Source organism: Jeotgalibacillus alimentarius (assembly GCF_000829445.1).
Classification (GTDB): Bacteria; Bacillota; Bacilli; order Bacillales; family Jeotgalibacillaceae; genus Jeotgalibacillus; species Jeotgalibacillus alimentarius.
This window is the reverse complement of record NZ_JXRQ01000025.1, coordinates 267,287-291,765: the sequence shown is the minus strand read 5'-3', so window position 1 is coordinate 291,765 and position 24,479 is coordinate 267,287. Positions and strand designations below refer to the sequence as shown.

The 24,479-nt window shown below is 42.5% G+C and carries 27 protein-coding genes; 22 read left to right on the top strand and 5 right to left on the bottom strand.

Annotated features, from left to right (window positions below; genetic code table 11):
* Positions 1-2 precede the first annotated feature (2 nt).
* On the top strand, positions 3-2,402 hold the full coding sequence (locus tag KP77_RS17655; protein ID WP_052474263.1) for a S8 family peptidase: 2,400 nt from the start codon (positions 3-5) through the stop codon (positions 2,400-2,402).
* Between the two features lie 188 nt (positions 2,403-2,590).
* Here the strand turns inward: KP77_RS17655 and KP77_RS13985 are convergent, their stop codons facing one another.
* From KP77_RS13985 to KP77_RS13970, 4 genes are all read right to left on the bottom strand, one after another.
* Positions 2,591-2,773: a hypothetical protein gene (locus KP77_RS13985; RefSeq protein ID WP_041123331.1), complete on the bottom strand. Its 183-nt coding sequence runs from the start codon at positions 2,771-2,773 to the stop codon at positions 2,591-2,593.
* 87 nt (positions 2,774-2,860) lie between these two features.
* A complete protein-coding gene (locus tag KP77_RS13980; RefSeq protein ID WP_041123330.1) occupies positions 2,861-3,505 on the bottom strand; it encodes a DUF1643 domain-containing protein in 645 nt (214 codons plus the stop codon).
* Between the two features lie 59 nt (positions 3,506-3,564).
* The gene (locus KP77_RS17650) at positions 3,565-3,810 is read right to left on the bottom strand and encodes a WCX domain-containing protein (protein ID WP_052474261.1); all 246 of its coding nucleotides are present in this window, start codon (positions 3,808-3,810) and stop codon (positions 3,565-3,567) included.
* A 243-nt stretch (positions 3,811-4,053) separates the two neighbouring features.
* Complete coding sequence (locus KP77_RS13970; RefSeq protein ID WP_041123329.1) at positions 4,054-4,350, bottom strand: hypothetical protein; 297 nt, start codon at positions 4,348-4,350, stop codon at positions 4,054-4,056.
* A 327-nt stretch (positions 4,351-4,677) separates the two neighbouring features.
* Here KP77_RS13970 and KP77_RS13965 point away from each other — a divergent pair, with 327 nt between their 5' ends.
* Genes KP77_RS13965 through mtnA form a run of 5 tightly spaced genes read left to right on the top strand, consistent with a single transcriptional unit; the run spans position 4,678 to position 10,676 of the window.
* Positions 4,678-5,799, top strand: a complete 1,122-nt coding sequence (locus KP77_RS13965; RefSeq protein WP_041123328.1) for a sugar ABC transporter substrate-binding protein — start codon at positions 4,678-4,680, stop codon at positions 5,797-5,799.
* Positions 5,800-5,850: 51 nt separating this feature from the next.
* Complete coding sequence (locus KP77_RS13960) at positions 5,851-7,356, top strand: sugar ABC transporter ATP-binding protein (RefSeq protein ID WP_041123327.1); 1,506 nt, start codon at positions 5,851-5,853, stop codon at positions 7,354-7,356.
* Between the two features lies 1 nt (position 7,357).
* A complete protein-coding gene (locus KP77_RS13955) occupies positions 7,358-8,356 on the top strand; it encodes an ABC transporter permease (RefSeq protein WP_041123326.1) in 999 nt (332 codons plus the stop codon).
* Between the two features lie 19 nt (positions 8,357-8,375).
* Positions 8,376-9,602 (top strand): S-methyl-5-thioribose kinase, encoded by a 1,227-nt coding sequence (mtnK, locus tag KP77_RS13950; RefSeq protein ID WP_041123325.1) that lies wholly within the window; start codon positions 8,376-8,378, stop codon positions 9,600-9,602.
* A 12-nt stretch (positions 9,603-9,614) separates the two neighbouring features.
* Positions 9,615-10,676: an S-methyl-5-thioribose-1-phosphate isomerase gene (gene mtnA / locus KP77_RS13945; RefSeq protein ID WP_041123324.1), complete on the top strand. Its 1,062-nt coding sequence runs from the start codon at positions 9,615-9,617 to the stop codon at positions 10,674-10,676.
* 80 nt (positions 10,677-10,756) lie between these two features.
* Here mtnA and KP77_RS13940 read toward each other — a convergent pair whose 3' ends face one another.
* Positions 10,757-11,515, bottom strand: a complete 759-nt coding sequence (locus KP77_RS13940; protein WP_041123323.1) for a DeoR/GlpR family DNA-binding transcription regulator — start codon at positions 11,513-11,515, stop codon at positions 10,757-10,759.
* 179 nt (positions 11,516-11,694) lie between these two features.
* Between KP77_RS13940 and KP77_RS13935 the strand changes: the two genes are divergently transcribed.
* The 16 genes from KP77_RS13935 (at position 11,695) to KP77_RS13860 (ending at position 24,306) form a co-directional block, all read left to right on the top strand.
* Entirely contained in the window at positions 11,695-12,468 is a 774-nt protein-coding gene (locus KP77_RS13935) for a class II aldolase/adducin family protein (RefSeq protein ID WP_041123322.1), read from the top strand.
* Between the two features lie 13 nt (positions 12,469-12,481).
* Positions 12,482-14,029: an aldehyde dehydrogenase family protein gene (locus KP77_RS13930; protein ID WP_041123321.1), complete on the top strand. Its 1,548-nt coding sequence runs from the start codon at positions 12,482-12,484 to the stop codon at positions 14,027-14,029.
* A gap of 17 nt (positions 14,030-14,046) precedes the next feature.
* A complete protein-coding gene (locus KP77_RS13925) occupies positions 14,047-14,376 on the top strand; it encodes a BMC domain-containing protein (RefSeq protein ID WP_152614740.1) in 330 nt (109 codons plus the stop codon).
* Positions 14,377-14,391: 15 nt separating this feature from the next.
* A complete protein-coding gene (locus tag KP77_RS13920) occupies positions 14,392-14,676 on the top strand; it encodes a BMC domain-containing protein (protein WP_041123319.1) in 285 nt (94 codons plus the stop codon).
* Positions 14,669-14,983 carry a BMC domain-containing protein gene (locus KP77_RS13915; protein WP_052474259.1) on the top strand — a complete coding sequence of 105 codons (315 nt, stop codon included), beginning with the start codon at positions 14,669-14,671 and terminating at the stop codon, positions 14,981-14,983. The genes KP77_RS13920 and KP77_RS13915 overlap by 8 nt, the downstream gene beginning before the upstream one ends.
* The gene (locus KP77_RS13910; protein ID WP_041123318.1) at positions 14,976-15,248 is read left to right on the top strand and encodes a BMC domain-containing protein; all 273 of its coding nucleotides are present in this window, start codon (positions 14,976-14,978) and stop codon (positions 15,246-15,248) included. Before KP77_RS13915 ends, KP77_RS13910 begins: the two co-directional genes overlap by 8 nt.
* Positions 15,249-15,272: 24 nt before the next feature.
* The gene (locus KP77_RS13905; protein ID WP_041123317.1) at positions 15,273-15,554 is read left to right on the top strand and encodes a BMC domain-containing protein; all 282 of its coding nucleotides are present in this window, start codon (positions 15,273-15,275) and stop codon (positions 15,552-15,554) included.
* A 16-nt stretch (positions 15,555-15,570) separates the two neighbouring features.
* Positions 15,571-16,254, top strand: coding sequence for a phosphate propanoyltransferase (locus KP77_RS13900; RefSeq protein ID WP_041123316.1), 684 nt, complete (start codon positions 15,571-15,573; stop codon positions 16,252-16,254).
* Positions 16,251-16,550, top strand: coding sequence for a EutN/CcmL family microcompartment protein (locus tag KP77_RS13895; protein WP_041123315.1), 300 nt, complete (start codon positions 16,251-16,253; stop codon positions 16,548-16,550). The genes KP77_RS13900 and KP77_RS13895 overlap by 4 nt, the downstream gene beginning before the upstream one ends.
* A complete protein-coding gene (locus KP77_RS13890) occupies positions 16,547-17,881 on the top strand; it encodes a CoA-disulfide reductase (RefSeq protein ID WP_041123314.1) in 1,335 nt (444 codons plus the stop codon). Before KP77_RS13895 ends, KP77_RS13890 begins: the two co-directional genes overlap by 4 nt.
* A gap of 16 nt (positions 17,882-17,897) precedes the next feature.
* On the top strand, positions 17,898-18,761 hold the full coding sequence (locus KP77_RS13885; protein ID WP_235420723.1) for a CoA transferase subunit A: 864 nt from the start codon (positions 17,898-17,900) through the stop codon (positions 18,759-18,761).
* The gene (locus tag KP77_RS13880) at positions 18,762-19,475 is read left to right on the top strand and encodes a CoA-transferase subunit beta (RefSeq protein WP_041123313.1); all 714 of its coding nucleotides are present in this window, start codon (positions 18,762-18,764) and stop codon (positions 19,473-19,475) included.
* Between the two features lie 240 nt (positions 19,476-19,715).
* A complete protein-coding gene (locus KP77_RS17645; RefSeq protein WP_052474256.1) occupies positions 19,716-21,473 on the top strand; it encodes an S-layer homology domain-containing protein in 1,758 nt (585 codons plus the stop codon).
* Positions 21,474-21,621: 148 nt separating this feature from the next.
* Positions 21,622-21,870 (top strand): DUF3006 family protein, encoded by a 249-nt coding sequence (locus KP77_RS18205; RefSeq protein WP_041123312.1) that lies wholly within the window; start codon positions 21,622-21,624, stop codon positions 21,868-21,870.
* A gap of 336 nt (positions 21,871-22,206) precedes the next feature.
* On the top strand, positions 22,207-22,875 hold the full coding sequence (locus KP77_RS13865; protein WP_041123311.1) for an S-layer homology domain-containing protein: 669 nt from the start codon (positions 22,207-22,209) through the stop codon (positions 22,873-22,875).
* A gap of 93 nt (positions 22,876-22,968) precedes the next feature.
* Positions 22,969-24,306, top strand: a complete 1,338-nt coding sequence (locus KP77_RS13860; RefSeq protein ID WP_041123310.1) for an S-layer homology domain-containing protein — start codon at positions 22,969-22,971, stop codon at positions 24,304-24,306.
* Positions 24,307-24,479: the final 173 nt, after the last annotated feature.

Genomic DNA, 24,479 nt, shown 5'->3' with positions numbered 1-24,479 from the left:
TATTGAAATATATATGTTCATTCTTGTTACTGCTCATTCCTTTCATATTCAATGAAATTGAAGTGTCTGGGAAAACGCTTGAAGGCGAATTCTTGATTGAGTTTGAGAATAATAATGGGAAAGAGCTGATTCAGGAAGCTGGCGGCGAGATGATTGCTTATTATGAAAATTTTAATCTGGCAGAAGCAAGGCTTTCTGTTTCAGCTTATGAGACACTTCGTCAATCTGAACTGATTCATCATATAGAAAGAAATATTGAGATTTCACTGGACGAACAATTTGTGGAGTGGGGACCGCTCTTAATTCAGGCCCCCTCGCTGTGGGAGTCTGATCTGACAGGGCATGGAGTTAAAATCGGTATCATTGATTCAGGTATTGCGGCGCATAATGATTTGAGAATTGCCGGTGGGGCATCTTTTGTAAGTTATACAACTTCCTATCGTGATGATAACGGTCATGGAACTCATGTGACGGGAATTGCCTCAGCGCTTGATAACCAAATTGGGATCAAAGGAATCGCATCCGGTGCAGACATTTATGCATTGAAAGCTTTTGATCATACCGGAACAGGGACGCTTTCGAGTATGATTGCTGCGCTGGACTGGGCTGTCAAAAATGAGATGGACATTGTGAATATGAGTCTTGGATCAGAATATGATTCTTCAGCTGCACGAAGAGCGATTGAGCAGGCTGAGGCAGAAGGTGTTCTGATGATCGCTTCTTCAGGTAACAATGGTCAAAAGTCAGGTCATAAGGTTTCGTATCCTGCTGCCTATCCTGAAACTATTGCGGTCGGGGCAGTGGACCGAAATCGGAACTATGCCAGTTTTTCATCCGTTGGCACAGCGGTGGATCTGGTTGCGCCTGGAACAGATATTGGCAGCACTTATCTGAATGAGCGTTATGTCAGAATGAGCGGCACTTCGATGGCCGCGCCTTATGTAACAGGTGCCGCAGCCTTATTAATGGAGAAATATCCTGCTGCCGATTCTCAGTGGATAAAAGAACAATTGCTTGAGGCGGCAGTTGACCTTGGTTCACCGGGCCGGGATATTTATTACGGAGAGGGTCTTTTGCAGCTTCAAATGCTGACCGGACTTACAGCGCCTGATCAGGTGAAGGTCATTGAAGCTCCTGAAGCAGTTCAAGGGTTAGTAGGAGAAAAGCAGAAAGTGAATGCAACAGCCCTTTTAGAAAATGGAGAAGTACTTGACCTTGCCAGAAATGATGAAGCAGTATGGCGATCTTTGAATAGCAGGATCGCTGAAGTTACGGACGGCGAGGTTTATTTTAAGCAGGCTGGAGAGACGGAAGTGACTGTGACTTATCAGGATAAAACTCGCCGGATATTGGTGACAGTTTTACCTGTATTAAGTGCGGAGAGTTCGTTAAGCGGGACGATTGGTGAGGATCTGCTGCCACAGGTGATGGTGAAGACGGCAGTTGGTGAATCCAGAGTATTGGATTCGGATGAAGGAAAATGGTTGTTAAGTGATGATCAGAGTCTGGTGATAAATCCGGATGGGAGTATCTCACTGGTTCGAGCAGGAGAGTATAACCTCACCGTAACGTTCATGGGAAGTGAGATTAACATTCCAATTCGCGTTAAAGGGGAGTTGAGAACGGATTCTCTTATTCAGGGGCAGCCAGGAGATACTTTTTTGCCCGAGTTACGCTATTATATTTCAAAAGATCAGTTTGAATATGTAAGTCTTGAAGAGTTGAATGCGGAAATAGAGGATCCTTCTATTGCAGCGATCCAAGATGGAGTGATACTATTCCAGCAATCAGGCAGCACTGTGCTGATGTTAACTTATAAAGGAATAAGCGTATCTGTACCAATCATCGTGGAGGAGCTCAGTGCTGAAGGGTCGATTAATGATGTATTTTCGACAGAGTTTAATGATGTGTCCAGTGATTACTGGGCGAGTGAACAGATCATGTCATTAGTGAACAAAGGGATCATCAAAGGATACATTGACAGCACATTCCGTCCTGAACAATCAATCAAGCGGAGTCACGTGGCACTGCTGCTTTCGAGGGTGATTGATTTACCAGTAGTTCAGAGCTCAGCAGCCTATCAGGATGTGCCGCAATCATATCTGTACTATGAGGAAATTATGAGTATGCAGCAGGCAGGTATATTCACTAAAACACCTGATTTTAAACCGGAAGCAGCACTTACGAGAGCACAGATGGCGAAGATCCTCGTTCTCAGCTTTGGGCTGGAAGGGAAAACTGATCCTGGATTTGAAGATATTCCTTCAGATCACTGGGCAGCAGAATATATAAAGATTCTTTACCATAATGGTGTTACGACAGGATCGAACGGTCAATTCAGACCAAATGATCCGGTGACGAGGGCGCAGTATGCGGTGTTTTTGGAGAGGGTTTTGAGGTAGAGCGAAATTGGGGACGGAGTTGACACTCTATTTGGAGTTTCAACTCCGTCCCTGCTATACTTTTTCAAACTTTTCGATCCACTCAAAAGCCGCCTCTTCATCCCTACATTTAATGTAATAGCTGCAGTTTTCTTTTTTGTAATTGCTGATTGAATATGTTGGGATTCCATCCGGGTCTTCATTCACATTCAAAAAACTGGACCGACTTTAATCCAATTATCACAATCATATAGGTCTCCAATATTAAAGTATTCGATGCCGTCTATTATTTTTGAAGTGCCAATTAACTCGTTATCAGGATGCACCGGTGGTTTTTGAGCCATTCTGAAATAGAAAATTGCGACTGCTGCTACAATCATAACGGCTACCATGCCGACATCTCATTATATTTAAAGTATAAGTTCAATACAGAATTCAGTTCAGCAGCGGGGTTCACACGATGTCGGACCGCACGCTTTTCATGCATATGAACTGTTTAACTGGGCCGTCATATTATCAAGCCAATGAATCTTATCTGTTTTAAGTTGTGGTTTTGGATGTCTATAATATGGGTGTTTTTCAAATGTTAATCCATAGTGATCCTTCTGAATAACAGTCAACGCCTGCTCTGCAAATGATCTGATTGCAGAATCCTGACCCCACCCAATCACAACTGTACGGTTTTGAATCGCTTTTTCTAACTCATTAGTTCGCCCGCTTGAAAAAATAGAATGTGAATCATTGTCTGCAGCCTTAAGCATCGCTTTAAATTCTTTATAATTTCCTGTGCAGAAGTCAGACAGATTAATAATCCGCAGCGCTTTCCAATTCATCCGGTGCATCAGGTTCATTAACTGATACTGAGTCTGGTCAGGTTTTGCCCGTACGAATCGTTTAGCACCATCAGCATCAGGAGATTGTGGGATATCTGCCTCATCCGCTGCAAAACAACTTCCTGGATTCGCCATCACAATCACCGCGTCAGGTTCATCAAATGAAGCATTTTTAGCATGAATGACAGCTTCACTGCGCATTAATTGCTTCGATGGGTCATCCTGTCTGATATAAAAGTGTGCCTTAACTTCGTACATTTTCTTCAGTTCTTCAGCATAGAGTAATGTCATGTTAAACGCCTCCATTTATAAGATGTCTACAAATTAACAATATAGGCTAATACTCCGTCTTATCGTTTTTGATCAAACGGAGTATGATATTGATGAAACATTTTCTCAGTTTCATCTGCCATCCGTTTTACAAGTTTTTCAGGATACAGTACTTTGGCATCGCTTCCCCACGTCAACAGCCATCTCACTAGTCCATCACTGTATACCTCTTTAGTAATCAGCCGAAATCGACTGTCGCTGACAGGTTTTATGTCAGCTTTCAACCCGAAATAATCGATAACTACATTGATCAAATTCAATTTCAATGATCTCTGGTTCTCCGGCAAACATATGAAACAGTTTTGACTTATATTCTTGCAGGTTAAAATATTGACCCTTCAGGAAATCCTCTACTGAAATTTGTACATCCCTCATCCTGTCAATGCGGTAATTAATGATTTTTTTGTTTTGCCTCATCAAAGGCTACAAGATAATAAAAATCCTGATACCAGAGCACTCCGTCCCCACATCCAAAATAGAGCATGAAGACCTGGGACTGTACCGGGTCTTCAAAATATCAAAAAGTATACATACACAATTAATGTCACCATCACAAAATAAAATACATAAATAACTAAAGCAGTCTGAACGAAATGTTTCAGGTTGTTTTCTTCTCTAAACTCAACAAAAAAACAAATCACACTTGGCACAGCTGAGACAAGAAAATAAAGGCCGAATGGAAAAAGAATAGTCTGAAACCATGTGTCAGGGTCTGCAAACATTAGAACATGTATAGCGAGACCAGGAAAAATAACAAAGTGAAAAGGCAGTCCGAAGATATTATAGAGAAGGTATTTTTTTGTCATGGTGATCCTTTCCTGCAAAGCAATGGCTCTTGCATAGAACGCTTAAGTTGCTGTTTTGGTAAGTACTATTTCAATCAGTTTAGCAGATTTCCAAATTTTTGTGCGGAAAACAAAAAGAGCACATGATAAAAAAAGAAAAGTTACAACACCTCAAAACAAACATAAAACATTTGTGATATTATGATCAAGTTCAACATAAACAACACAAATCCACACAAAATAAATAAAATACAAAATAAATATTGTATAAAACAAGTATAGGTGGTATTATTTTTTTAATAGTTAGAAATGTAAGCGTTTTAATTAAAGACAAAAGGGGGCTATTGCATGAAGAAGGGGTTATTCAGAAGTATTTTGTTGCTAATGTTTGTTTTGATGTTTGCATTTGTCGCAGGGTGTGGAAATGATGAGGCTGATGAAGGTTCTGAGGATGGCGGTAATGCAAATGCAGCTGATCTTGAAGGTGTACCTGAGGGATTAACGGATGAAACGAAAAAAATCCGCGTGATCCGCAAGATTGGCGGAGATGATCACACGGCTCAGTTTCTTGCTGGTGCCAGCGGAGAAGGGCAGTCACTTGGATTTGATGTAGATGTATTTACAGCAAACGGTGATTCAGCACGTTTCCTTGATGCGATTGCTCAGGCAATTGATGAAAATGTAGATGGATTAATTATTTCTCACGGTGATGATGCAGCGACGCTAGATGCAATAAAGGAAGCAAGAGAAAAAGGAATTGAAGTAGTTACATTTGATTCAATTGCTGACCTTGAGGACGTAGATGGTGTAACAATGACATCTCAGGATGATGAAGCACTTGCAACACTTGCGCTTGATCAGCTTGTTGAAGATTTTAACGAAGAGGCTAACATTGTATATCTTTGGGTGGATGGATTCCCTCCAATGGTACGACGTAACAATATTTATACTGAATACCTTGATCAATATACTGGTTTGAACGAAGTTGACCGCTTTGGTGTTGCCGCTGAAGATACAACTGTGCAGACTCAGAATGCAGTATCTGCAATGCTGAACGCACATCCAGAAGGTGAAATTGATGCGATTTTTGCGACATGGGATGCATTTGCAATTGGTGCAGCACGTGCAGTTAAAGAGGCTGGCCGTGATGAAATCAAGATTTATGGAATTGATGTATCAAATGCTGATCTGCAGATTATGCAGGAAGAGAACAGCTCTTGGGCATATACAGCAGCAGTTGATCCAAAGTTAATCGGTGCAGTTAATATGAGAATACTTGCAAAGAAACTGGCTGGTGAAGAAACGCCTGATACATATGACCTTGAAGCGTCATTGATTTCTCAGGAAGAACTTCAGGCAAGCGGTGAACCGGTTAATATGGAAAGCCTTCAGGATTTAGTTCCTGGTTGGGGAGAAACAGATGCATTCATGGAAGACTGGATGCAGACGTTAAAAGATCATAACGAATAAGTTACCAGAAGGGGAGATGCCAATCTCCCCTTTTTAAAAGAGGTGATAGTGATGGGGAAAACGGTTCTCGAAATGAGAGAAATCTCAATTGAATTCCCGGGTGTTAAGGCGTTGGATCAAGTGGACTTTACAACTGAAACCGGGAGCTCCCATGCATTGATTGGAGCAAACGGAGCGGGGAAGTCAACCCTGATGAAGGTTCTTTGCGGGGCCTATAACCATTATACAGGTGAGATTTTAATAGATGGTCAGAAGGTCAATATCAGATCACCAAAGGATGCGCAGGAACTTGGTATCCAGATTGTGTACCAGGAAGTAGATACTGCACTTATCCCATATTTGAGTGTAGCTGAAAATATTATGTTAAATGAAACGGTCAGCGATCTGGGGAAAAAACAGTTTGTGAACTGGAACCATATATATGATGAAGCAGAAAAGGTATTAAAAAGTATCAATGTACATGTGCCGCCTAAAAAGCTTGTAAGTGAGCTTACACTTTCAGAAAAGCAGATGGTGTTAATTGCAAGAGCCATTTCGAGAGATTGTAAGTATCTGATCTTAGATGAACCGACTGCTCCACTTAGTATTCATGAGACAGAAGAGCTGTTCAGAATCGTCAGAGACTTAAGAAGCAGGAATGTAGGCATTATTTTTATCTCGCACAGATTGACTGAGTTGTTCGAAATTTGTGATGAAATTACAGTGATGAGGAACGGTCAATTCGTCAGTAAAGAAAATATTCCTGACACTACGATTAACAGCGTCATTGAGCAGATGCTTGGTCAAAAGCTTGATGAACAGTTTCCTCCCAATACATCGCAGATCGGGGAAGTTTTGCTGGAAACGCACAAGCTGAATGATAATGGGAAAATTGATGAAGTTTCGATGAAGGTTCATACCGGTGAAATTGTGGGCATTGCAGGTCTTGTTGGCGCCGGGAAGACGGAGTTTTGTAAGGCGTTATTCGGCGTATCGCCAAAAGTGACCGGAGATATCACGATAAAAGGTAAAAAAGTAAGAAACCGCACGCCCCACGCAGCTGTAAAAAATGGATTTGCGCTTGTACCTGAGGAGCGGAGAAAAGAAGGCGTTCTGGTACATGAAACGGTGGTAACCAACTTTTCTGCTGCCAGTCTGAACAATTTCCTGAAAGTATTCAGCTTTCTGGATTTTCGAAAGGAATCAGACAAAGCGAAGGAAATGATTAAGAGTCTTGGGGTTAAAACACCTTCAGAACAGACGATTGTTGAAAATCTTTCAGGAGGTAACCAGCAAAAGATTGCCATAGGCAAATGGCTTGTAGCTGATGCTGATGTATACATCTTTGATGAACCTACAAAAGGAGTAGACGTTGGCGCAAAAAAAGATATTTTCACGCTGATCACGGCACTTGCCGAGCGCGGAAAATCTGTTATTTATGCATCCAGTGAGCTTTCTGAAATTATGGGAATCAGTGATCGGATTTATGTGATGTATGATGGGCGGATTGTAAAGGAAGTTATGAAAAAAAATACGGACGAAGAGAAATTACTGCTTTATTCAACAGGAGGGAATTAGCATGAGTACCTCAAATACGGACACAGCTAAGAAACATGGTACCGGGTTTGATTTTTTTGACTTTATGTATAAGTATGGAACACTGATTTTAATTGTTTTATTGGTTATATTTTTCGCGGTAATGAATCAGAATTTTCTGCAAACCAGTAATCTGATTAATATATTAAGATCTATTTCAATTGTCACCATTATTGGTGTTGGTATCACACTCTCACTTTCTGTAGACGGATTTGATTTGTCCGTCGGATCGGTTGCTTCATTAGCCAATGCTGTGGTGATTTCGATGTTTGTCTGGTATCAGCAGCCGACTTTTATTGCAATTGGAGCGGGACTGATGGCTGCACTTGCAGTTGGTGCGCTTAATGCTTTTATGATCGTAAAGGTGAGAATTCCGGATTTACTGATGACACTGGCGACTATGTTCATCATTCAGGGTGTAGCACTTACTTATACAAGAGGAGCAACAATTTCTGAGAATATGATTATGTCTGATGGCACATATGCTGAAGGTCAGATTTCTCCATTTTTTGAAAAGCTCGGACAAATTCCGTGGATCATTATCATTATGTTTGTCGCGGTCATTGTCGTTCATATTTTTCTTACATATACAAAGCATGGACGATATATGTATGTGATTGGCGGAAACAAAGAGGCTGCGAGATTATCAGGGATTCCGGTTAATAAGTATAAAGTCCTTGCCTATCTGCTTTCAGCAATTTTTGCCGCAATCGGAGGAATGGTTCTGGCTTCAAGAGTCATGACAGCCGAGATCAACGCCGGCGGACCTTATCTGATGGATGCTGTAGCAGCAGCATTTATCGGCTTTGCAGTACTGGGTGCTGGAAAACCGAACGCGATTGGTACGTTTGTGGGAGCAGTACTGATCGGTATATTGGCAAATGGCTTGGTTATGATGTCTGTACCATATTATGCAATGGATATCGTCAAAGGTACCGTTCTCGCACTTGCGCTTGCGCTGACATATTACAAACTGAAATAAGTGAAAGGGGTTACGCATAATGGCTGCAGTGGATTTTAAAAGTGAATATTTTACAATGTCAGAAGAAGATGTTGTGAGGTATGTGAAAACCGAAATGGATTTCTTTGATAGCAATGAGCAATTGAGCTGTAAAGAAATTGGTGATGGGAACCTGAATTATGTTTTTCGTGTGAAAGGCAGTAGTGGTAAATCAGTCATTCTTAAGCAGGCAGGCCCGGTTGCAAGGATCTCAAATGAGTTTAAAGTTTCTCCTGATAGAAATAGAATTGAAAGTGAGATTCTTAGAATACAAGGGAAGCTTGCTGAAGGGTTTGTACCGGAAGTCTATCATTATGACCCTGTCATGAATTGTATGTCGATGGAAGACTTATCGGATTACACGATTATGCGCGATGCCCTGCTGAAAAAGGAAACATTTCCGCAATTTGCTGACCATATTACAACATTCATGGTAAACACGCTGCTGATGACTTCTGACGTTGTAATGAATCATAAGGATAAGAAGGCGCTTGTGAAAGATTTTATTAATCCTGATCTTTGTGAGATCACGGAGGATCTGGTATTTACAGAGCCTTTTTTTCCTTCACTAAGAAATGACGTGTTTCCAGCCTTACAACATTTTGTAGAGAAAGAAATCTGGGGTGATGAAAAGCTCAAGCTTGAAACAGCAAAGCTGAAGTTTGAATTTATGACAAATGCTCAGTCATTGATTCACGGAGACTTGCATACAGGCTCTATTTTCATTAAAAAAGATGCAACAAAAGTGATTGATCCGGAATTTGCCTTTTATGGACCGGCTGGCTATGACGTTGGGAATGTCATTGCCAACCTTACTTTTGCTTACATGAATGGTGCTGTCACAATGAAAGATCAGCAGAGTAGAGAAGATTTTTTGCATTTTATAGAGCAGGCGATTATTGATGTAATCGATCTCTTTAAATCAAAATTCGAAAAAGCGTGGCAACAGCATGCTTCTGATCAGACGGCAGCTTATGAAGGGTATATGGAATATTATTTGCAGAATATCTTAAGAGACACAGCAGCAGTAGCCGGGTGTGAATTGATAAGGAGAACCATTGGCCTTGCCCATGTGAAAGATCTGACTTCTATTAGTGAGGAAGAAGATAGAGCAGCGGCTGAAAAAGCCTGTCTGACAGCCGGTAAAACATTTATTATGAATAGAGAATCCTACAGTGATGGGACTGCGTTTTTTAAAGTAATAAGTGATGCAATTATTAAAGATTAACAGGAGGAAATAATGGCGATCAATGTGATACAGTCTGTAAAACTTGAAGATAACCTTAATACACTTGTTCTGCTGGATCAGACAGTCTTGCCTGGTAAAACTGAATTTCTGGATTTAACCACTCAGGAGGAGATCTGGGAAGCGATCTTTGAATTGAAAGTACGCGGTGCACCTGCTATTGGCATTGCTGCTGCGTATGGTGTCTATCTTGCTGCTAAATCCTCTGCAGCAGAGAACGTGGATGAATTTTATCAGGACTTTAAAAAAGCAAAGGACTATCTGGCAACCTCACGTCCTACAGCAGTTAACCTGTTTTGGGCACTTGACCGGATGGAAAGAAGATTAAAAGAAGAAACAGAAAGAAATAAAGATGTAGAAGCACTAAAAAATGCCCTTCTCGAGGAAGCTCATGCTATCAGGGATGAAGACGAAGAAGTATGTAAAACAATCGGTGAGCACGCATTAACTCTTTTAAAACCTGAAATGGGGATTCTCACACACTGTAATGCAGGTACCATTGCAACAGCTAAGTATGGTACTGCACTGGCACCAATTTACCTGGGGACTGAACAGGACTATAACTTTAAAGTGTATGCTGATGAAACAAGGCCATTGCTGCAGGGTGCCCGCTTGACAGCATGGGAACTCGAACAGGCAGGTGTGGACGTCACGCTGATCTGTGACAACATGGCTTCTATTGTAATGAAAGAAGGAAAAGTTCAGGCTGTTCTCGTCGGTTGTGACAGAGTTGCGCAAAATGGAGATACCGCTAATAAAATTGGCACATCGGGTGTGGCGATTTTGGCGAAACATTACAACATCCCGTTTTATGTATGCGCTCCTTTATCTACAATTGATTTGAACTGTAAAAATGGTGATGATATTGAAATTGAAAACCGGGGTGCAGAAGAAGTTACTGCAAAGTGGTACAGCGAAAGAATGGCGCCTGAAGAGGTTAACGTCTATAATCCTGCATTTGATGTGACAGACCACAGTTTAATTACTGCAATTATTACTGAAAAAGGGATTGCTTATCCGGACTATCAGGATAGTTTGAAAAAGCTGTTTGACTGAGGGGTTTGATTTAAAAGGGCAGGGAATGTACCCGTTCTCCATAAGGAGGTCAGATACTTTCCCTGCCTTTTACCATACATTTAAGCCTCATGAAGCGAGATGTTAAGCTCTTTAAAAAAAGTATGCCAGTCGTCTGATAGTGTATCATCAACGATCACTGCATTAATCTGATCGAAGTTACATATTTTTGTGAAAGAAGTTTTATCGAACTTTGTGTAGTCAGCAATGAGAAAAACCTTGTTAGCCTGCTTAGTAGCAACGTATCTGACGCCTGCCTGAAGTTCGTTGGAATCTGTAATGCCGTGATCCATACTGACTGATCTGCATGAAATAAAAGCTGTATCGAAGAAATAGTTTTGCATATTCGCTTCTGCATTACGTCCAAGATTAGACTGTGAGGAAGAAGCGAACGTTCCGCCGATAATAATTAAATTAATCGTAGGCTGATCTTTTAACATATTCACTACCTTAATAGAATTAGTTACAACAGTCAGTTTCAATTCTTTAATCATAGAGGCGATCATCAGTGAAGTGGTTGAAGCATCCAGAAAAATGGAGTCTCCATTGTGTATAAATGATAAGCATTTACGTGCGATTTTCTTTTTCCCATCAACATGAATATATTCACGGAGATTAATGTCTACATCATTTTGCACACCTTCTGATATATAGGCACCGCCGTATGTGCGCGTAAGAACACCGTCATCTTCAAGCTGCTTCAGATCACGCCTGATCGTCTCTTCTGTCACTTTATACTGTTTAGTCAGTTCAGCCACCGTAATGCTTTTCTTTTCAACAATCAAATCTTTAATTCTGTTTTTACGTTCAATAGGAAGCATTGTTTTTTCTCCTTTGTTATAACTGCTTGATGATCATATTATACCATATTTTCTAAATTAAAAACAAAAAAACACACACCAAATCAACTAAAACAACATAAAACCAAATAAATATTGACAAAAACAACAAAAAGTAAGAAGATTAATGCAAGAACTGTGTATTGGAAGGAGGATTGCATATGAAGCAATCCAAGTATTATTCAGACTTTGAAGCGAAAAAAATGATTTGTGATATAGGAAGCAGAATTTACCAGAAGAACTTTGTTGCTGCTAATGATGGTAATATTTCAGTAAAAGTGGGTCCGGATACAATATGGACAACGCCAACCGGTGTCAGTAAAGGTTTTATGCGGCCGGATATGATGGTCAAAATGAAAATGGATGGCACCGTCATTCAAGGTAAATACAAACCATCATCAGAAGTAAAGATGCATTTGCGTGTGTATAAAGAGAACCCGGATGTAAATGCTGTAGTGCATGCACATCCACCGGTTGCCACTTCGTTTGCAATTGCGGGAATTGACCTTGATAAACCGATTTCTCCGGAAGCTGTAGTGCTTCTCGGTACAGTGCCGGTTGCACCTTATGCGACACCCGGTACAGAAGAAGTGCCGGAATCTATTGCGCCATATTGTAAAACGCATAATGCCGTCCTGCTTGCAAATCATGGAGCACTTACATGGGGCAAAGATCTGATTGAAGCACATTACAGAATGGAATCCCTGGAGCATTATGCATTAATGACGATGTATTCTAACCACATCATTCACCGCACAAATGAACTGGATTGCGGACAGGTGTCAGATCTGATTAATATCAGACAGAAAATTGGAATTACATCCGGCGGTACACCTCCATGTGAAACACCTGTAAAAGAAGAAAAAACTGACATTGATATTCAGTCAATCGTCAGTCTAGTAACAAAAGAAGTATTGAAAAAATATCAGAATTGAAAGGAGCAGGATGATGTCAATATCCGAAGAAACCCTACAGCAAATTATTAAATCTGTTGTTACTCAGGTAGAAAGTGAACTTGGACATAAGCATTCTGCTCCGGCAACCGGATCTCAATCAGCAACACCGGTTGCGCCGGTAAAAATGAAAGCGGTAACAAACAAGCCGGTATTCAAAGAACACACTTATAGGTCTTCAGGCGAAGGGATTTATACAACTGTTGATGAAGCAGTCAGCCGATCTGCAGCAGCACAAAAAAAATACGTGAAACATTTTACAATGAATGACCGTGTGACTGTGTTGAATGCCATTAAACAAACGGTACTGTCTTCTAAAGACACACTCTCTAAAATGGCAGTTGAGGAAACCGGCATTGGCTGTTATGAAGATAAAATTCAAAAGCATGAATTAGTGTGTAAAAAAACTCCGGGAATTGAAGATCTTAAAACAGAAGCGATGTCAGGAGATGACGGGCTGACAATCATTGAAGAAGCACCCTTTGGCGTAATTGGAGCTGTAACGCCAGTGACGAATCCCACTACGACAATTATCAATAACAGTCTTTCTATGCTCGCAGCGGGTAATACAGTCGTTTTTAACGTCCATCCTTCTTCAAAAAAAGTCTGCAGTTATCTAATCAGGGAATTGCATCAGTCCATTGTACAGGCTGGCGGTCCGGCAGATCTGATAACAATGGTTGCTGACCCAACACTTGACACGCTGAATGAACTTGCAGCACATCCGGATATCAGGTTGCTTGTCGGCACAGGCGGCCCGGGGCTGGTAAAATCACTCCTTCAGTCAGGGAAAAAAGCAATCGGTGCCGGAGCTGGAAATCCTCCTGTCATTGTTGATGAAACAGCGGACTTAGTGAACGCAGCGAAATCAATTATTCTTGGCGCTTCCTTTGATCACAACCTTCTTTGCATCGCTGAAAAAGAAGTATTTGTATTAGAAGAAGCAGCAAATGAACTGATTTACCAGATGCTTGATCAGGGAGCTTATATGCTGAACAACGAGGAACTCAGCCGGGTCATGTCACTCGTTCTGACTGAAGATTCCAGTTCTCCTGTTGCAGGAGGATGTACAGGCAAACCATCTAAAAAATATCATGTGAAAAAAGAATGGATTGGTCAGAGTGCAGCTGCTATAGCGCGTGCTGCAGGTATCAATAAAGAGAATATCAAGCTTCTAATTTGTGAAACTGACCCGGATCATCCATTTGTCGTCCTTGAGCAAATGATGCCTGTACTGCCAATTGTGAAAACACAGTCGTTCGAAGAAGCCGTCGAGTGGGCAGTAGCTGCTGAAAAAGGTAACAGACATACGGCAGTTATTCACTCTACAAACGTCGACCGTATGACAGCTTTTGCCCGGGCGATTGAAACCACTATATTCGTTAAAAATGCATCTTCACTTGCTGGAGTGGGTTTTGGGGGAGAAGGTCACACCACCATGACAATAGCAGGTCCTACAGGTGAAGGCGTAACCTCAGCGAGATCTTTTACACGAAAAAGACGATGTGTGCTGGCTGAAGGCGGATTTAGAATAATAGGATGATAGGCAGGTGATCAGAGGTGGGGAGTTCTTTAGGGATGATTGAAGTGCTTGGCTTCAGTGTTGCGATGAAAGCGATGGATACAGCATGCAAACATGCAGAGATAGAGATAAAGGGAATTGACTGTAATAATCCTGTCGAGGGTGACGCTGCAAAAATCCCGGTGGTAATCCAGGTGAAATTTTCCGGAGACATCTCTCAAGTACAGGAAGCACTCAATCAGGCAAAAAGAGAAGCACTGAATTATCTAGATGAAAAGGATATACACGTGAAAATGATCCCCAGCTATTCACCGGAAATTGAGCCGCTATTGATGGCTGGAAAAGTGAAAAATAAAAGACCGGTATAAGAGGGGTGAAAATGATTGAAGCAATCTTACGGTTTTCTGGAAGTAACAGGGTATGCAGCTGCTTTGAAATGTGCTGATATCATGATTAAAACCGCTTATATTACGATCAGTCATATGGAGAGGATTGGCTCAGGCCTTGTCACAATCATGATTGAGGGAGACCTGGCATCAGTTCAGGCGGCTATTGAAGCAGGCATTGAGTCAGCTGAATCATCATTACTGACTGCCAATGTGATAGCAAGACCTTACGAAGGTTTTCTGAATGTTACTAATCAGACGAAGGAGGGATCAGATGGATAAGCCAGAAGCAATCGGTCTGATTGAAACGACCTTTTATACAACAGCGCTCCGGCTCGTAGATATGGTTTGTAAAGCAGCTGATATCAGGCTTATCAGCAGTGAAAAATATCTTGGCGGCAGATTAGTCACACTTGTGATTGCAGGTTCTGTCTCGAGTGTGAAGGAAGCCCTGTTTTTTGCAGAACAAGGTGACAGCCAAAATCATATAAAGTCTGCAATCCTTATCTCGAGTCCGGCTGATGAAATCATGAAATATCTAGCAACGAAAAAAACTAAGAAGAACATGGAGGAAACAGAAAATGAATGAATCGATCGGAATTATTGAAACAAGAGGGTTCACAGCAGCGATTGAAGCAACGGATGCAATGCTTAAAGCAGCGAATGTCAAAGTAACAGGCAGTGAAAAAATTGGCTCAGGGCTTGTATCAGTCATGATTCAGGGTGACGTTGGTGCAGTAAAAGCTGCAACAGAAGTAGGAGCTGAAGCAGCAGAACGTGTTGGAGAGCTTGTAGCGGTACATGTCATTCCAAGGCCCCACGAAGAACTTATGCAGCTGTTACCAAAAAAATAAAGAAAAGATCAGGGAGGAATTTACATGAGTCACTCAATAGGAATGATTGAAACAAGAGGACTGACAGCAGCGATTGAAGCAGCTGATGCGATGTTAAAAGCAGCAAATGTTGAAATAGTAGGCAGTGAAAAGATTGGTTCAGGACTTGTAACAATCGTGATCAGGGGAGAAGTCGGCGCTGTTAAAGCAGCAATTGATGTTGGTGCAGAAGCTGTACAGCGAACTGGAGAACTTGTCGCTTCACATGTGATACCACGTCCCCATTCAGATGTTGAAAAATTACTGCCAATGATGCAGACAGTCTGAAGCAGGGAGGGATGACATGGTGGAACGCACAGAACTGATTAAAGAAGTAACCGATTCAGTTATAAAAGTACTGTCGGCGTATGGTATTGAAATCAGTACAGATCAACATCAGACGGATATTCCAATCAGTGTCTCAGCACGCCATCTCCACCTGTCTCCTGAACACGTTGAATATCTGTTTGGCAAAGGTTATCAACTGACACCATTTAAAGAAATTTCACAGCCGCATCAGTATGCCTGTAAAGAGCAGGTGACGATCTCAGGGCCAAAAGGACAAATTGAGAGAGTAAGAGTGCTCGGACCTTCAAGAGGTAAGACTCAGGTTGAAGTCTCAAAAACTGACGCCCGCGTACTTGGTTTACAGCCGCCTGTCAGAAGCTCAGGTGACCTTGCAGATTCTTCGCCAGTGACCATTACAGGTCCAACGGGGACAGTACTAAAATTGTCTGAAGGATGCATCATTGCTGACAGGCATATTCACATGACACCTGCAGATGCAGCACATTATGGCGTAAAAGACGGCGATCGAACTGATGTGGCGATTGATGGAGATAAACCCGGTATTTTAAAAAATGTAGCCATCAGAGTAAAAGATACTTATGCACTTGATATGCACGTCGATACGGATGATGGCAATGCATTTTTAATTGAAGGAAGCGGCAGAGTCCGATTGCTGAAAAAGGAGGAGCAACAGCTATGATCATGGGGAAAGTGGTTTCCAGTCTCGTTTCTACACGTAAATATGATGAACTCCAGGGATATAAGCTCCTTGTCATTGAACTTCTTTATACTGAGCAACCGTCCTATGTTGTAGCTGCAGACCGGATTGGTGCAGGCAGAGATGAATTTGTTCTACTCAGTTCCGGAGAGCCTGTCAGACACGGATTAAATCATGATGTTCCGATTGATATGCTGGTTGTCGGGATTTTGGACCAAAAACCTGAATTAGCGCCTCTTGATGCCTCCTCTGGACCAAAAAGAGGGAAAAACGAATGAAGTGCATTGTAATCGGAGGAATCGCAGCAGGTATGTCAGCCGCATCAAAGTTAAGAAGAATGGACCCTCATGCTGAGATTACTGTCTATGAGCGCGGCGGATACCCTACATATGGAGCATGTGGCCTGCCATACTTTATTTCAGGGGAAAATGATGATCACCGAAAAATGATTGCAAGAACTGCTGAACAATTTGAAGCGATGGATATTCACGTGAAGCTGAAGCATGAAGTCGTAAAGGTAGATGCGATCAAAAAACAGGTAATGGTCAGGGACTTGAACACAGGCAGTGTATTTGTGGACCATTTTGATAAATTAATGATCTCCACGGGCACCACAGCTGTCGTGCCCCCTTTTGCAGGACTTGAAGCAGAAGGGATTTCAGTATTAAAGTCGATGGAAGATGGACTCAGGATCAAAGAACAACTGTCGGCTGAAAGTGTAAGGACAGTAACGATTGTTGGCGGAGGCTATATTGGCATCGAGATGGCAGAAGCATTGACAACCCGAGGGAAAAAAGTACGGATTGTTGAAATGGCAGACAGAATTCTGACGCCATTTGATCAAGAAATGTCTGATCTCGCAGAACAGGAATTACTCGCTAAAGGTGTCAGCTTGCATCTCAAAGAAAAACTCCAATCGTTTGGAACAGAAGCCAATCACGTTGCAAGCGTCATAACGGATCGTGAAACGTATCAGACAGATTATGTGCTGATATCAGTAGGCGTAAGACCGGCTACAGCGTTTCTCAAAGATTCAGGTATTCATTTGTCTTCAAACGGTGCGATTATAACGGACCGTGAAATGAGAACAAATATGCCGGACATTTATGCGGCAGGGGATTGCGCAACTGTCTATCACAAGTTAAAGAAAGAAAATGACTACCTGCCTTTAGGGACGAATGCGAATAAATGTGGCAGAATCGTAGGGGCCAACATGGCGGGTCTCCACGAAAAATATACAGGTACCCTTGGGAGTGCTGCGATTAAAATATTCGACCTTGAAATGGGAAGAACCGGACTCTCAGAATCTGAGGCTAAAGCATTGAAGATAGAAACGGAAACTGTCTTCATCGAATCGAAAGATCATCCACAATATTATCCTGATGCAACCCCGCTGTATATTAAGTTAATCTGTGAAAAGCGCACCAGGACCGTACTCGGAGCTCAAGCGGCAGGACAAAAGGGAGCAGTACTCAGAATAGATGCGCTGGCGATTGCCATTCACAATCGTATGACTGCAGACGAATTAGGGATGGTTGACCTGTGCTATGCACCACCATTTGCCGGCGTATGGGATGCGATCCACATCGCAGCAAACGCTGTGAAGTAACGGGAGGGAAACGGCTTTGAAAAACAAAAAAAAGATGGATTTGAAAGAAGCAGTTGATCAGTACATAAAAGACGGTTCACTTCTGGCATTTAGCGGGAATGTCCTTCACAGAGCACCTATGGGATTTATCCGTGAGATTGTCCGTCAAGGTAAAAAGAATCTTGAAGTTGTCAAAACAGCAGCTGCTATGGATGTCGATCTGCTTTGCGCTTTCGGACTCGTCAAAACCGTTCACGCCGGTTTCGTCAGCTATGAAACGAAATACGGGCTGGCCACGCACTATCGCAGAGGTGTTGAGAGCGGGATTATTCAAGGGAATGAGCATGCTTGCTATACCGTTATCTGTGCACTGCGTGGAGCAACAATGAATGTACCTTTTATGCCTGTTCATGGTCTTCAATACGGAGGTTTATTACACGAAAACGATTATTTTATGGTAGTGGAGAACCCTTTTGAACAAGAGACAGCTGAGCCTGTCACCCTTGTTAAAACACTGAAGCCTCACGTGGCAGTTATTCATGTACAGGTTTGTGACGAAGAGGGTAATGCCATCATTGAAGGGGCAAAATATGAAGATGCACTAATCAGCCGTGCAGCTGATAAAGTCATCATTACCGCTGAAAGAGTCGTGCCTGCTGGTCAGCTGAAATTCCAGAAGGATAAAATTGTTATTCCTGGATTTTTAACAGAAGCAGTAGTGGAAATGCCTAAAGGTGCCGCTCCGTGTTCATGTGAAGGGAAGTATGATGTGAACCACCGTGACATCAAAGCATTTACAGAAGCTGATTCGACTGACCAACTCAAAAAGTGGGTGGCATCGTATGAAAAACAGGATCATGGACGCAGCTATACTGATCGTCAGAGGGGAGTGAAATCCTGAATGTATGATAAAAGTGATTTGATGACAATTGTGATCTCAAGACTTTTACAAGATAGAGAAACCGTTTTTCAGGGCGTATCCTCTCATCTTCCAATGGTTGCAATGCAGCTTGCTAAGGCGTTACATGCTCCTGAACTCGTTCAGCTCAATATCCCAGGTGGTGTCAACCCGGCTAATATCAGACAGGCAGACTATTCATCCGCGGGCTCTGATCTGACAAGAAATGCCGAGAGCACATTCCCATTGGAAGAAATCTTTGACCTTTCCATGAGAGGGAAACTTGATGTCGCTTTTTTAGGCGGAGTTCAATTTGATTACTACGGCAATGTCAATGCTTCAGTGATTGGAACTTACAAAAAACCGAAAGTAAGACTCCCTGGAGGAGCGGGAAGTGCCGTCTTGATCCCGACAGCCAAAAAAGCAATTATCTGGCGGGCTAAGCATGATAAAAGAACATTCGTAAAAGATGTCGACTTCATCACAACAAGAGGAAACCTGTGGAAAATCGTTACGCCTCTCTGTGTCTTCGGATTCAACGGCACCAACCTGACACTCGATGCCCTGCACCCAGGCGTCACAATAGAAGAAGTCCAACAGGCAACAGACTTTGATCTGGACTACCAAACTATTTACCACACTGAACCGCCCACAACTAAAGAACTTCAGACGCTCAATAAAATTGACCCGAAAAAATTACGTGGATTGGAGTTTTGAAAAAAGTATAAAGATGGTTTAAGAGATTTGAAAAACAAACTTATTGTAATATAATTGTATAATAGTGAAATGTTATTAAGAGCTTTTAATATGAAGCTCTTTTTGTTTTGAGGACGGAGTTAACACTCTATTTTCGGAGGACAGAGTTAATACTCTATTTGGAGTGTAAACTCCGTCTCCAAACAAACCGAAGACCCGGGACTGTCCCGGGTCTTCACTCATACATAAGGAGGCAACGACATGAAAAAATTATTTGTTTCAACGGTAACAGCCAGTTTGCTTCTGGCAACGCCTTTATCAGCTGATGCTGCATTCAGGGATGTCAGTATGTACGCAGATGAAATTGATTTTCTGACTGGTGAGGGAATTATTAAGGGGTATGATGATGGTACGTTCCGTCCGGGCAACGCGCTGAACAGGCTGCAGGCGGTTCAGATGATTTTGCGTGAGATGGGGATTATGAATATTGAAGAGAATGAGGTGCTTGATCCTGGTTTTACGGATCTGCGTCCCGGGGAGTATGGTTATAAAGAAATTGCAAAGGCTGTTGAGCTTGGGTTTATTGGAGGCAAGACAGCTGAAAATGGGTCGCGCTTTTTTGATGCATATGGAACTTTGACACGTGCGCAGATGGCGAAGATTATGGCGGAAGGATATGATCTTTCTTCTGGTAAGGATTATTCATTTAGAGATGTGGCAAACGGTCACTGGGCGAGTGAGCATATCAGCAGAATTGCGAATGCCGGGGTAACGACGGGTTATCAGGATGGTTCTTTCAAGCCTGAAAATAAGCTTCAGCGCCAGCACTTTGCATTGTTTATGGCACGTCTTTTAAATGAATCGTTCCGTGATAACGGCGGTTCAGGTCAGACTGGCGAGCTTGGTGAGATGGATGTGACGTTCCTTGATGTTGGTCAGGGCGATGCGATTTTGATTGAGCATACTAATGGTGAGGTGACGCTTGTGGATGCGGGACGTTATGGTTCTGTGACGGAAACGGCGTTGCAGGCTGAAGGTGTGACACGGATTGATACGCTGATTATTACGCATCCGGATGCAGACCACGTTGGCGGGGCTGCTGATGTGATTCGCAATTATGATGTAAAAGAGGTCTTTGACAGCGGTCAGGTCCATACGACGCAGGTGTTTGAAGATTACCTGGGTGCGATTGAAGATACGGGCGTTTTTTACAGTGATGTAAGAGTGGGAGACGAGCTTTCAGATGATGTGCGCACGGATCTTTCTGCGATTGCAGTTGACCCTGAAGCAAGTGATATGAATGATGGGTCCATTGTGCTCAAGCTGACTCACGGTGAAATGGACTTTATGCTGACTGGTGATGCCGGAATTGAAGTGGAAGAAGAACTTGTGGAGAGCGGAATGGACCTGGAGTCTGAAGTCCTGAAAGTGTCGCACCACGGTTCAAACACAGGAACTTCTGCAGCATTTTTAGCAGCGGTTGACCCTGATTATGCCGTGCTTTCATTTGGAGATAATTCTTATGGCCACCCGCATGATGAAGTGGTGCAGCGCCTGACGCAGTATCCGGTTGACATCTATGCGACTGAAGATGGATCAGTTATTTTTACAAGCGATGGTGACGGCCTGATTGTTGAAAAGGGTGGAGAGTTTACTGTGCCGGAGCCAACACCAGAACCAGAACCTGAACCAGTGCCTGGCGATGACGGCGACTTGTCAGATGATCTTCGTATCACTGGTAAAAATCTTGATACAGAAGTTGTAACGATCGAAAATCAAGGATCAACTGATGTCAGCATGAGCGGCTGGACACTTGTGAGCGTTGAAGGGAATCAGACATACACATTCCCGGATGACTACGTGCTATCAGCAGGTGCAAGCGTACAAATCGTCTCCGGAAATGGTGCAACTGCAGGAGCTAACCGTCTGCTTTGGACAGGCGCATATATCTGGAACAACGATGGCGATGCAGCCCAGCTGATTGATCCAGATGGAAATGTTGTGCACGAGCTCGACTGATTTTCAATTGGGGACGGAGTTTAGACTCCGTGAATTGGGGACAGAGTTGGGTTGCGAGGGGACGGAGTTTACACTCTACAACTCGGGGACAGAGTTGACAATGGATATAGAGTGTTACCTCCGTCCCCAAATTGCTAGGAGGGTTTTCATGCGAAAAGGTTTATACACGATAGATTCAATTGAAAACGGTCTGGTCAGACTGCTCTGGCAGGAAGATGAATCGGTTGAAGAATATGTGGCTGACAGTAGCTTCAGTTATGAGATTTCTGAAGGGCTTATGATTGATGTGAAAGAAGCTACTGATGAAACATTCATCAGCGAACCGAAGCATGATTTGACCGAAGCCAGGCGTAATGCAATGAAAAAGAGAATGGAAAGATTGAAGAATATAGACTGAATACTGGGGACGGAGTTTGCGCTTCGGGTACAGAGTTCAGAGCCGGGACGGAGTTCGCACTCCACCAATTGGGGACAGAGTTGACTCTGGTTATAGAGTGTTAACTCCGTCCCCAAATTTTTCTTGATTCACCTCCAAATTATGCTATGATAAATTCACCTCAGCTAATCTTCTAGATATCTCCTGCAAAAACCTCAATATATCGTATCCATTTTTATAGTTAAAGACTATCTTTTTATTAATACATAAATTATTGGAGGGATTTATCTGTCTCAAAAATCATTTTTAATAAAGTGTATTTTCATTTTATTATGCGTACTGAATAGCCCCTGGCCGTTGAAGTCAGCTGTTGCTGAAGCCAATAAACTGTATGAAAACCTCGATTGCACCTCTAATACTCACTCTGATACCACTATTTTTACAGACGTCACCAATCATTGGGCTAAGGACTACATTAATTCCCTCGCTGAATCACAGATTATTACCGGCAAGCCGGATGGCACTTTTACCCCCGAAGAAAAAATCACACGTGCTCAATTTACCACTATGATCTCCAGGTTACTTAACCTCAAACCCGTTTACACCATCTACTTTCAAGACGTTTATGGAAGTCTTCAGTATGAAATCAGTGCAGCTTATGAAGCAGGTATTATCAGAGGAATCTCACCCGAAACCTTCGCTCCGCACCGCGCGATCACCCGCGAGCAAATGGCTGTTATCCTGCATCGTGCCTACAACATCATTCACCTCACCAATTACCAGACCTTCATCACAGCACCTTACAAAGACCACCGCCAGATCCATTTTAAAAAAGAAGTTAACGCTATGTATGAGATTGAAATTATGACAGGTAATGCAGAAGGAGAGTTCAGACCAAAACAAACTGCAATCCGTGCTCAGGCAGCTAAGGTGATTTGGGAATTGGGGTGCTGGGAGGATAACAGGTTATTTAATAAACACCATGGAAATATGGGGGGGAGTGAGGATGCTATTGGTTTCAAATAGCCAAACATCCAAAAATAAAAATTTTTCCCTTTTTAATTACATTTAAATTACTTTTATGTTACATTAATATTACAAAAAATGAAAGGGGATATTATGAAGAAATTATTGATGACTGTATTGGCGTTGTTTCTGGTGTTACCGATTTTGCCTTCGAAGGCAGCAGGTTTTACAGATGTAGGTATGTATGAGGATGAGATTTCATGGCTGGTGGAGCGTGGGGTGATCAATGGTTATCCTGATGGCACATTCAGACCGGAGGAACCGATTAATCGTTTAAATGCGATTCAGCTGATTTTAAGAGATATTGGTTTTACAGAACTGCAGATTGAAAATTATGAGGCAAAAGATCCCGGCTTTGCTGATTTGAGTGAAGGAATGTATGGCTATCAGGAAGCGCTGATTGCTCATTCGCTTGGATTTATCAGTGGGAATACGAATGAGAATGGTGAGCTTGTGTTTAATGCAGGTGCTCCGATCAATAGAAGTCAGATTGCTAAAGTGTTGAAGAATGCGTATGTGATTCAGGCTGGCGGAATGGGAGATCCGGTGACTTTTAAAGACACTGAGAATCTTGGCCCGGAGCTTCGGGGTAACGTCGCAACACTTGCATTGGCGGAGATTACGACCGGTTATGAAGACGGTACGTTCAGACCTTTTGAGAGCACATCAAGACAGCATTTTGCAGTATTTTTGAAAAGAACATTTGACTACATAGATCAGCCGCTGGTTAAAACGCAGGTTCATTTCCTCGCTGATGATGCAGGGAATGCTGCAGTAATCGAATTTAATGATGGATCCACAGCTTTAATTGACGCAGGTCTTAACGCTGCGGAGCTTGAGAAACAACTGGCAGATCTTGAGCTCGAACGTATCGATACATTTATCGCGACAGAACTTTCAGGTGAGACACTGCAAGGAATAACAAGAGATCTTTTTGAAAAGTATGATGTGCAGCGTGCAGTGGATGCGAGCGATGAAACTGGAACTGGCTATACAGAATTGCTTGAAGAGTTGGATATTGACCGTGTAGCCGCTGTTTATGACGAGCCGATTGCCGGAGATAATAAAACGGCTAATCTGTTTGTTAAGCATATGCAGGATAACATGATGGTACTCAGACTTGGCACTGGAATGACTTCAGTGATGTTTGCGAATTCAGCAACATCAGAAATGTACGATGAAGCCGCTGATTTTTACTTCCCGTTTGATATCATGCAGGCTTCACGAAAAGTAAGAGTATCAGACGGCGTATTAAACGAAATTGACCCGGCACACGCCATCCTGCCATCGAACCATCCATTCGAGTTCTATAGACACCTGAATCGTAACGGCGTCTATGTTTACTCACCGCAGGATCAATACATCACAACACTTTCAATAACAGATGGCTACTATTTCTTTGAGCAGCCTCCGTTGAATGAATTTGAGTAATTAAATATTTTGTTGGAGCGGGTGAAGCTGTGGCTTTGCCCGTTTTTTCTTGCTCTCTTTTCCTGGGGACGGAGTTTGCACTTCGGAATTTGGGGACAGAGTTTGCAAGGTTCGGGGACAGAGTTGATATGAAAAGTGGAGTATTAACTCCGTCCCCCAAACACCAGGCAACC

Excerpts from the sequence above, each read along its gene's own strand:
- KP77_RS17645 (WP_052474256.1), top strand. The coding sequence starts at position 19,716 with ATGAAAAAATTATTTGTTTCAACGGTAACAGCCAGTTTGCTTCTGGCA.
- KP77_RS13890 (WP_041123314.1), top strand. The coding sequence starts at position 16,547 with ATGAAGTGCATTGTAATCGGAGGAATCGCAGCAGGTATGTCAGCCGCA.
- KP77_RS13935 (WP_041123322.1), top strand. The coding sequence starts at position 11,695 with ATGAAGCAATCCAAGTATTATTCAGACTTTGAAGCGAAAAAAATGATT.
- KP77_RS18205 (WP_041123312.1), top strand. The coding sequence starts at position 21,622 with ATGCGAAAAGGTTTATACACGATAGATTCAATTGAAAACGGTCTGGTC.
- KP77_RS13915 (WP_052474259.1), top strand. The coding sequence starts at position 14,669 with ATGGATAAGCCAGAAGCAATCGGTCTGATTGAAACGACCTTTTATACA.
- KP77_RS13985 (WP_041123331.1), bottom strand. The coding sequence starts at position 2,773 with ATGGTAGCCGTTATGATTGTAGCAGCAGTCGCAATTTTCTATTTCAGA.
- KP77_RS13930 (WP_041123321.1), top strand. The coding sequence starts at position 12,482 with ATGTCAATATCCGAAGAAACCCTACAGCAAATTATTAAATCTGTTGTT.
- KP77_RS13940 (WP_041123323.1), bottom strand. The coding sequence starts at position 11,515 with ATGCTTCCTATTGAACGTAAAAACAGAATTAAAGATTTGATTGTTGAA.
- KP77_RS13880 (WP_041123313.1), top strand. The coding sequence starts at position 18,762 with ATGTATGATAAAAGTGATTTGATGACAATTGTGATCTCAAGACTTTTA.
- KP77_RS13955 (WP_041123326.1), top strand. The coding sequence starts at position 7,358 with ATGAGTACCTCAAATACGGACACAGCTAAGAAACATGGTACCGGGTTT.
- mtnK (WP_041123325.1), top strand. The coding sequence starts at position 8,376 with ATGGCTGCAGTGGATTTTAAAAGTGAATATTTTACAATGTCAGAAGAA.
- KP77_RS13910 (WP_041123318.1), top strand. The coding sequence starts at position 14,976 with ATGAATGAATCGATCGGAATTATTGAAACAAGAGGGTTCACAGCAGCG.
- KP77_RS13905 (WP_041123317.1), top strand. The coding sequence starts at position 15,273 with ATGAGTCACTCAATAGGAATGATTGAAACAAGAGGACTGACAGCAGCG.
- KP77_RS13895 (WP_041123315.1), top strand. The coding sequence starts at position 16,251 with ATGATCATGGGGAAAGTGGTTTCCAGTCTCGTTTCTACACGTAAATAT.
- mtnA (WP_041123324.1), top strand. The coding sequence starts at position 9,615 with ATGGCGATCAATGTGATACAGTCTGTAAAACTTGAAGATAACCTTAAT.
- KP77_RS13960 (WP_041123327.1), top strand. The coding sequence starts at position 5,851 with ATGGGGAAAACGGTTCTCGAAATGAGAGAAATCTCAATTGAATTCCCG.
- KP77_RS13965 (WP_041123328.1), top strand. The coding sequence starts at position 4,678 with ATGAAGAAGGGGTTATTCAGAAGTATTTTGTTGCTAATGTTTGTTTTG.
- KP77_RS13980 (WP_041123330.1), bottom strand. The coding sequence starts at position 3,505 with ATGACATTACTCTATGCTGAAGAACTGAAGAAAATGTACGAAGTTAAG.
- KP77_RS13900 (WP_041123316.1), top strand. The coding sequence starts at position 15,571 with ATGGTGGAACGCACAGAACTGATTAAAGAAGTAACCGATTCAGTTATA.
- KP77_RS13970 (WP_041123329.1), bottom strand. The coding sequence starts at position 4,350 with ATGACAAAAAAATACCTTCTCTATAATATCTTCGGACTGCCTTTTCAC.
- KP77_RS13860 (WP_041123310.1), top strand. The coding sequence starts at position 22,969 with ATGAAGAAATTATTGATGACTGTATTGGCGTTGTTTCTGGTGTTACCG.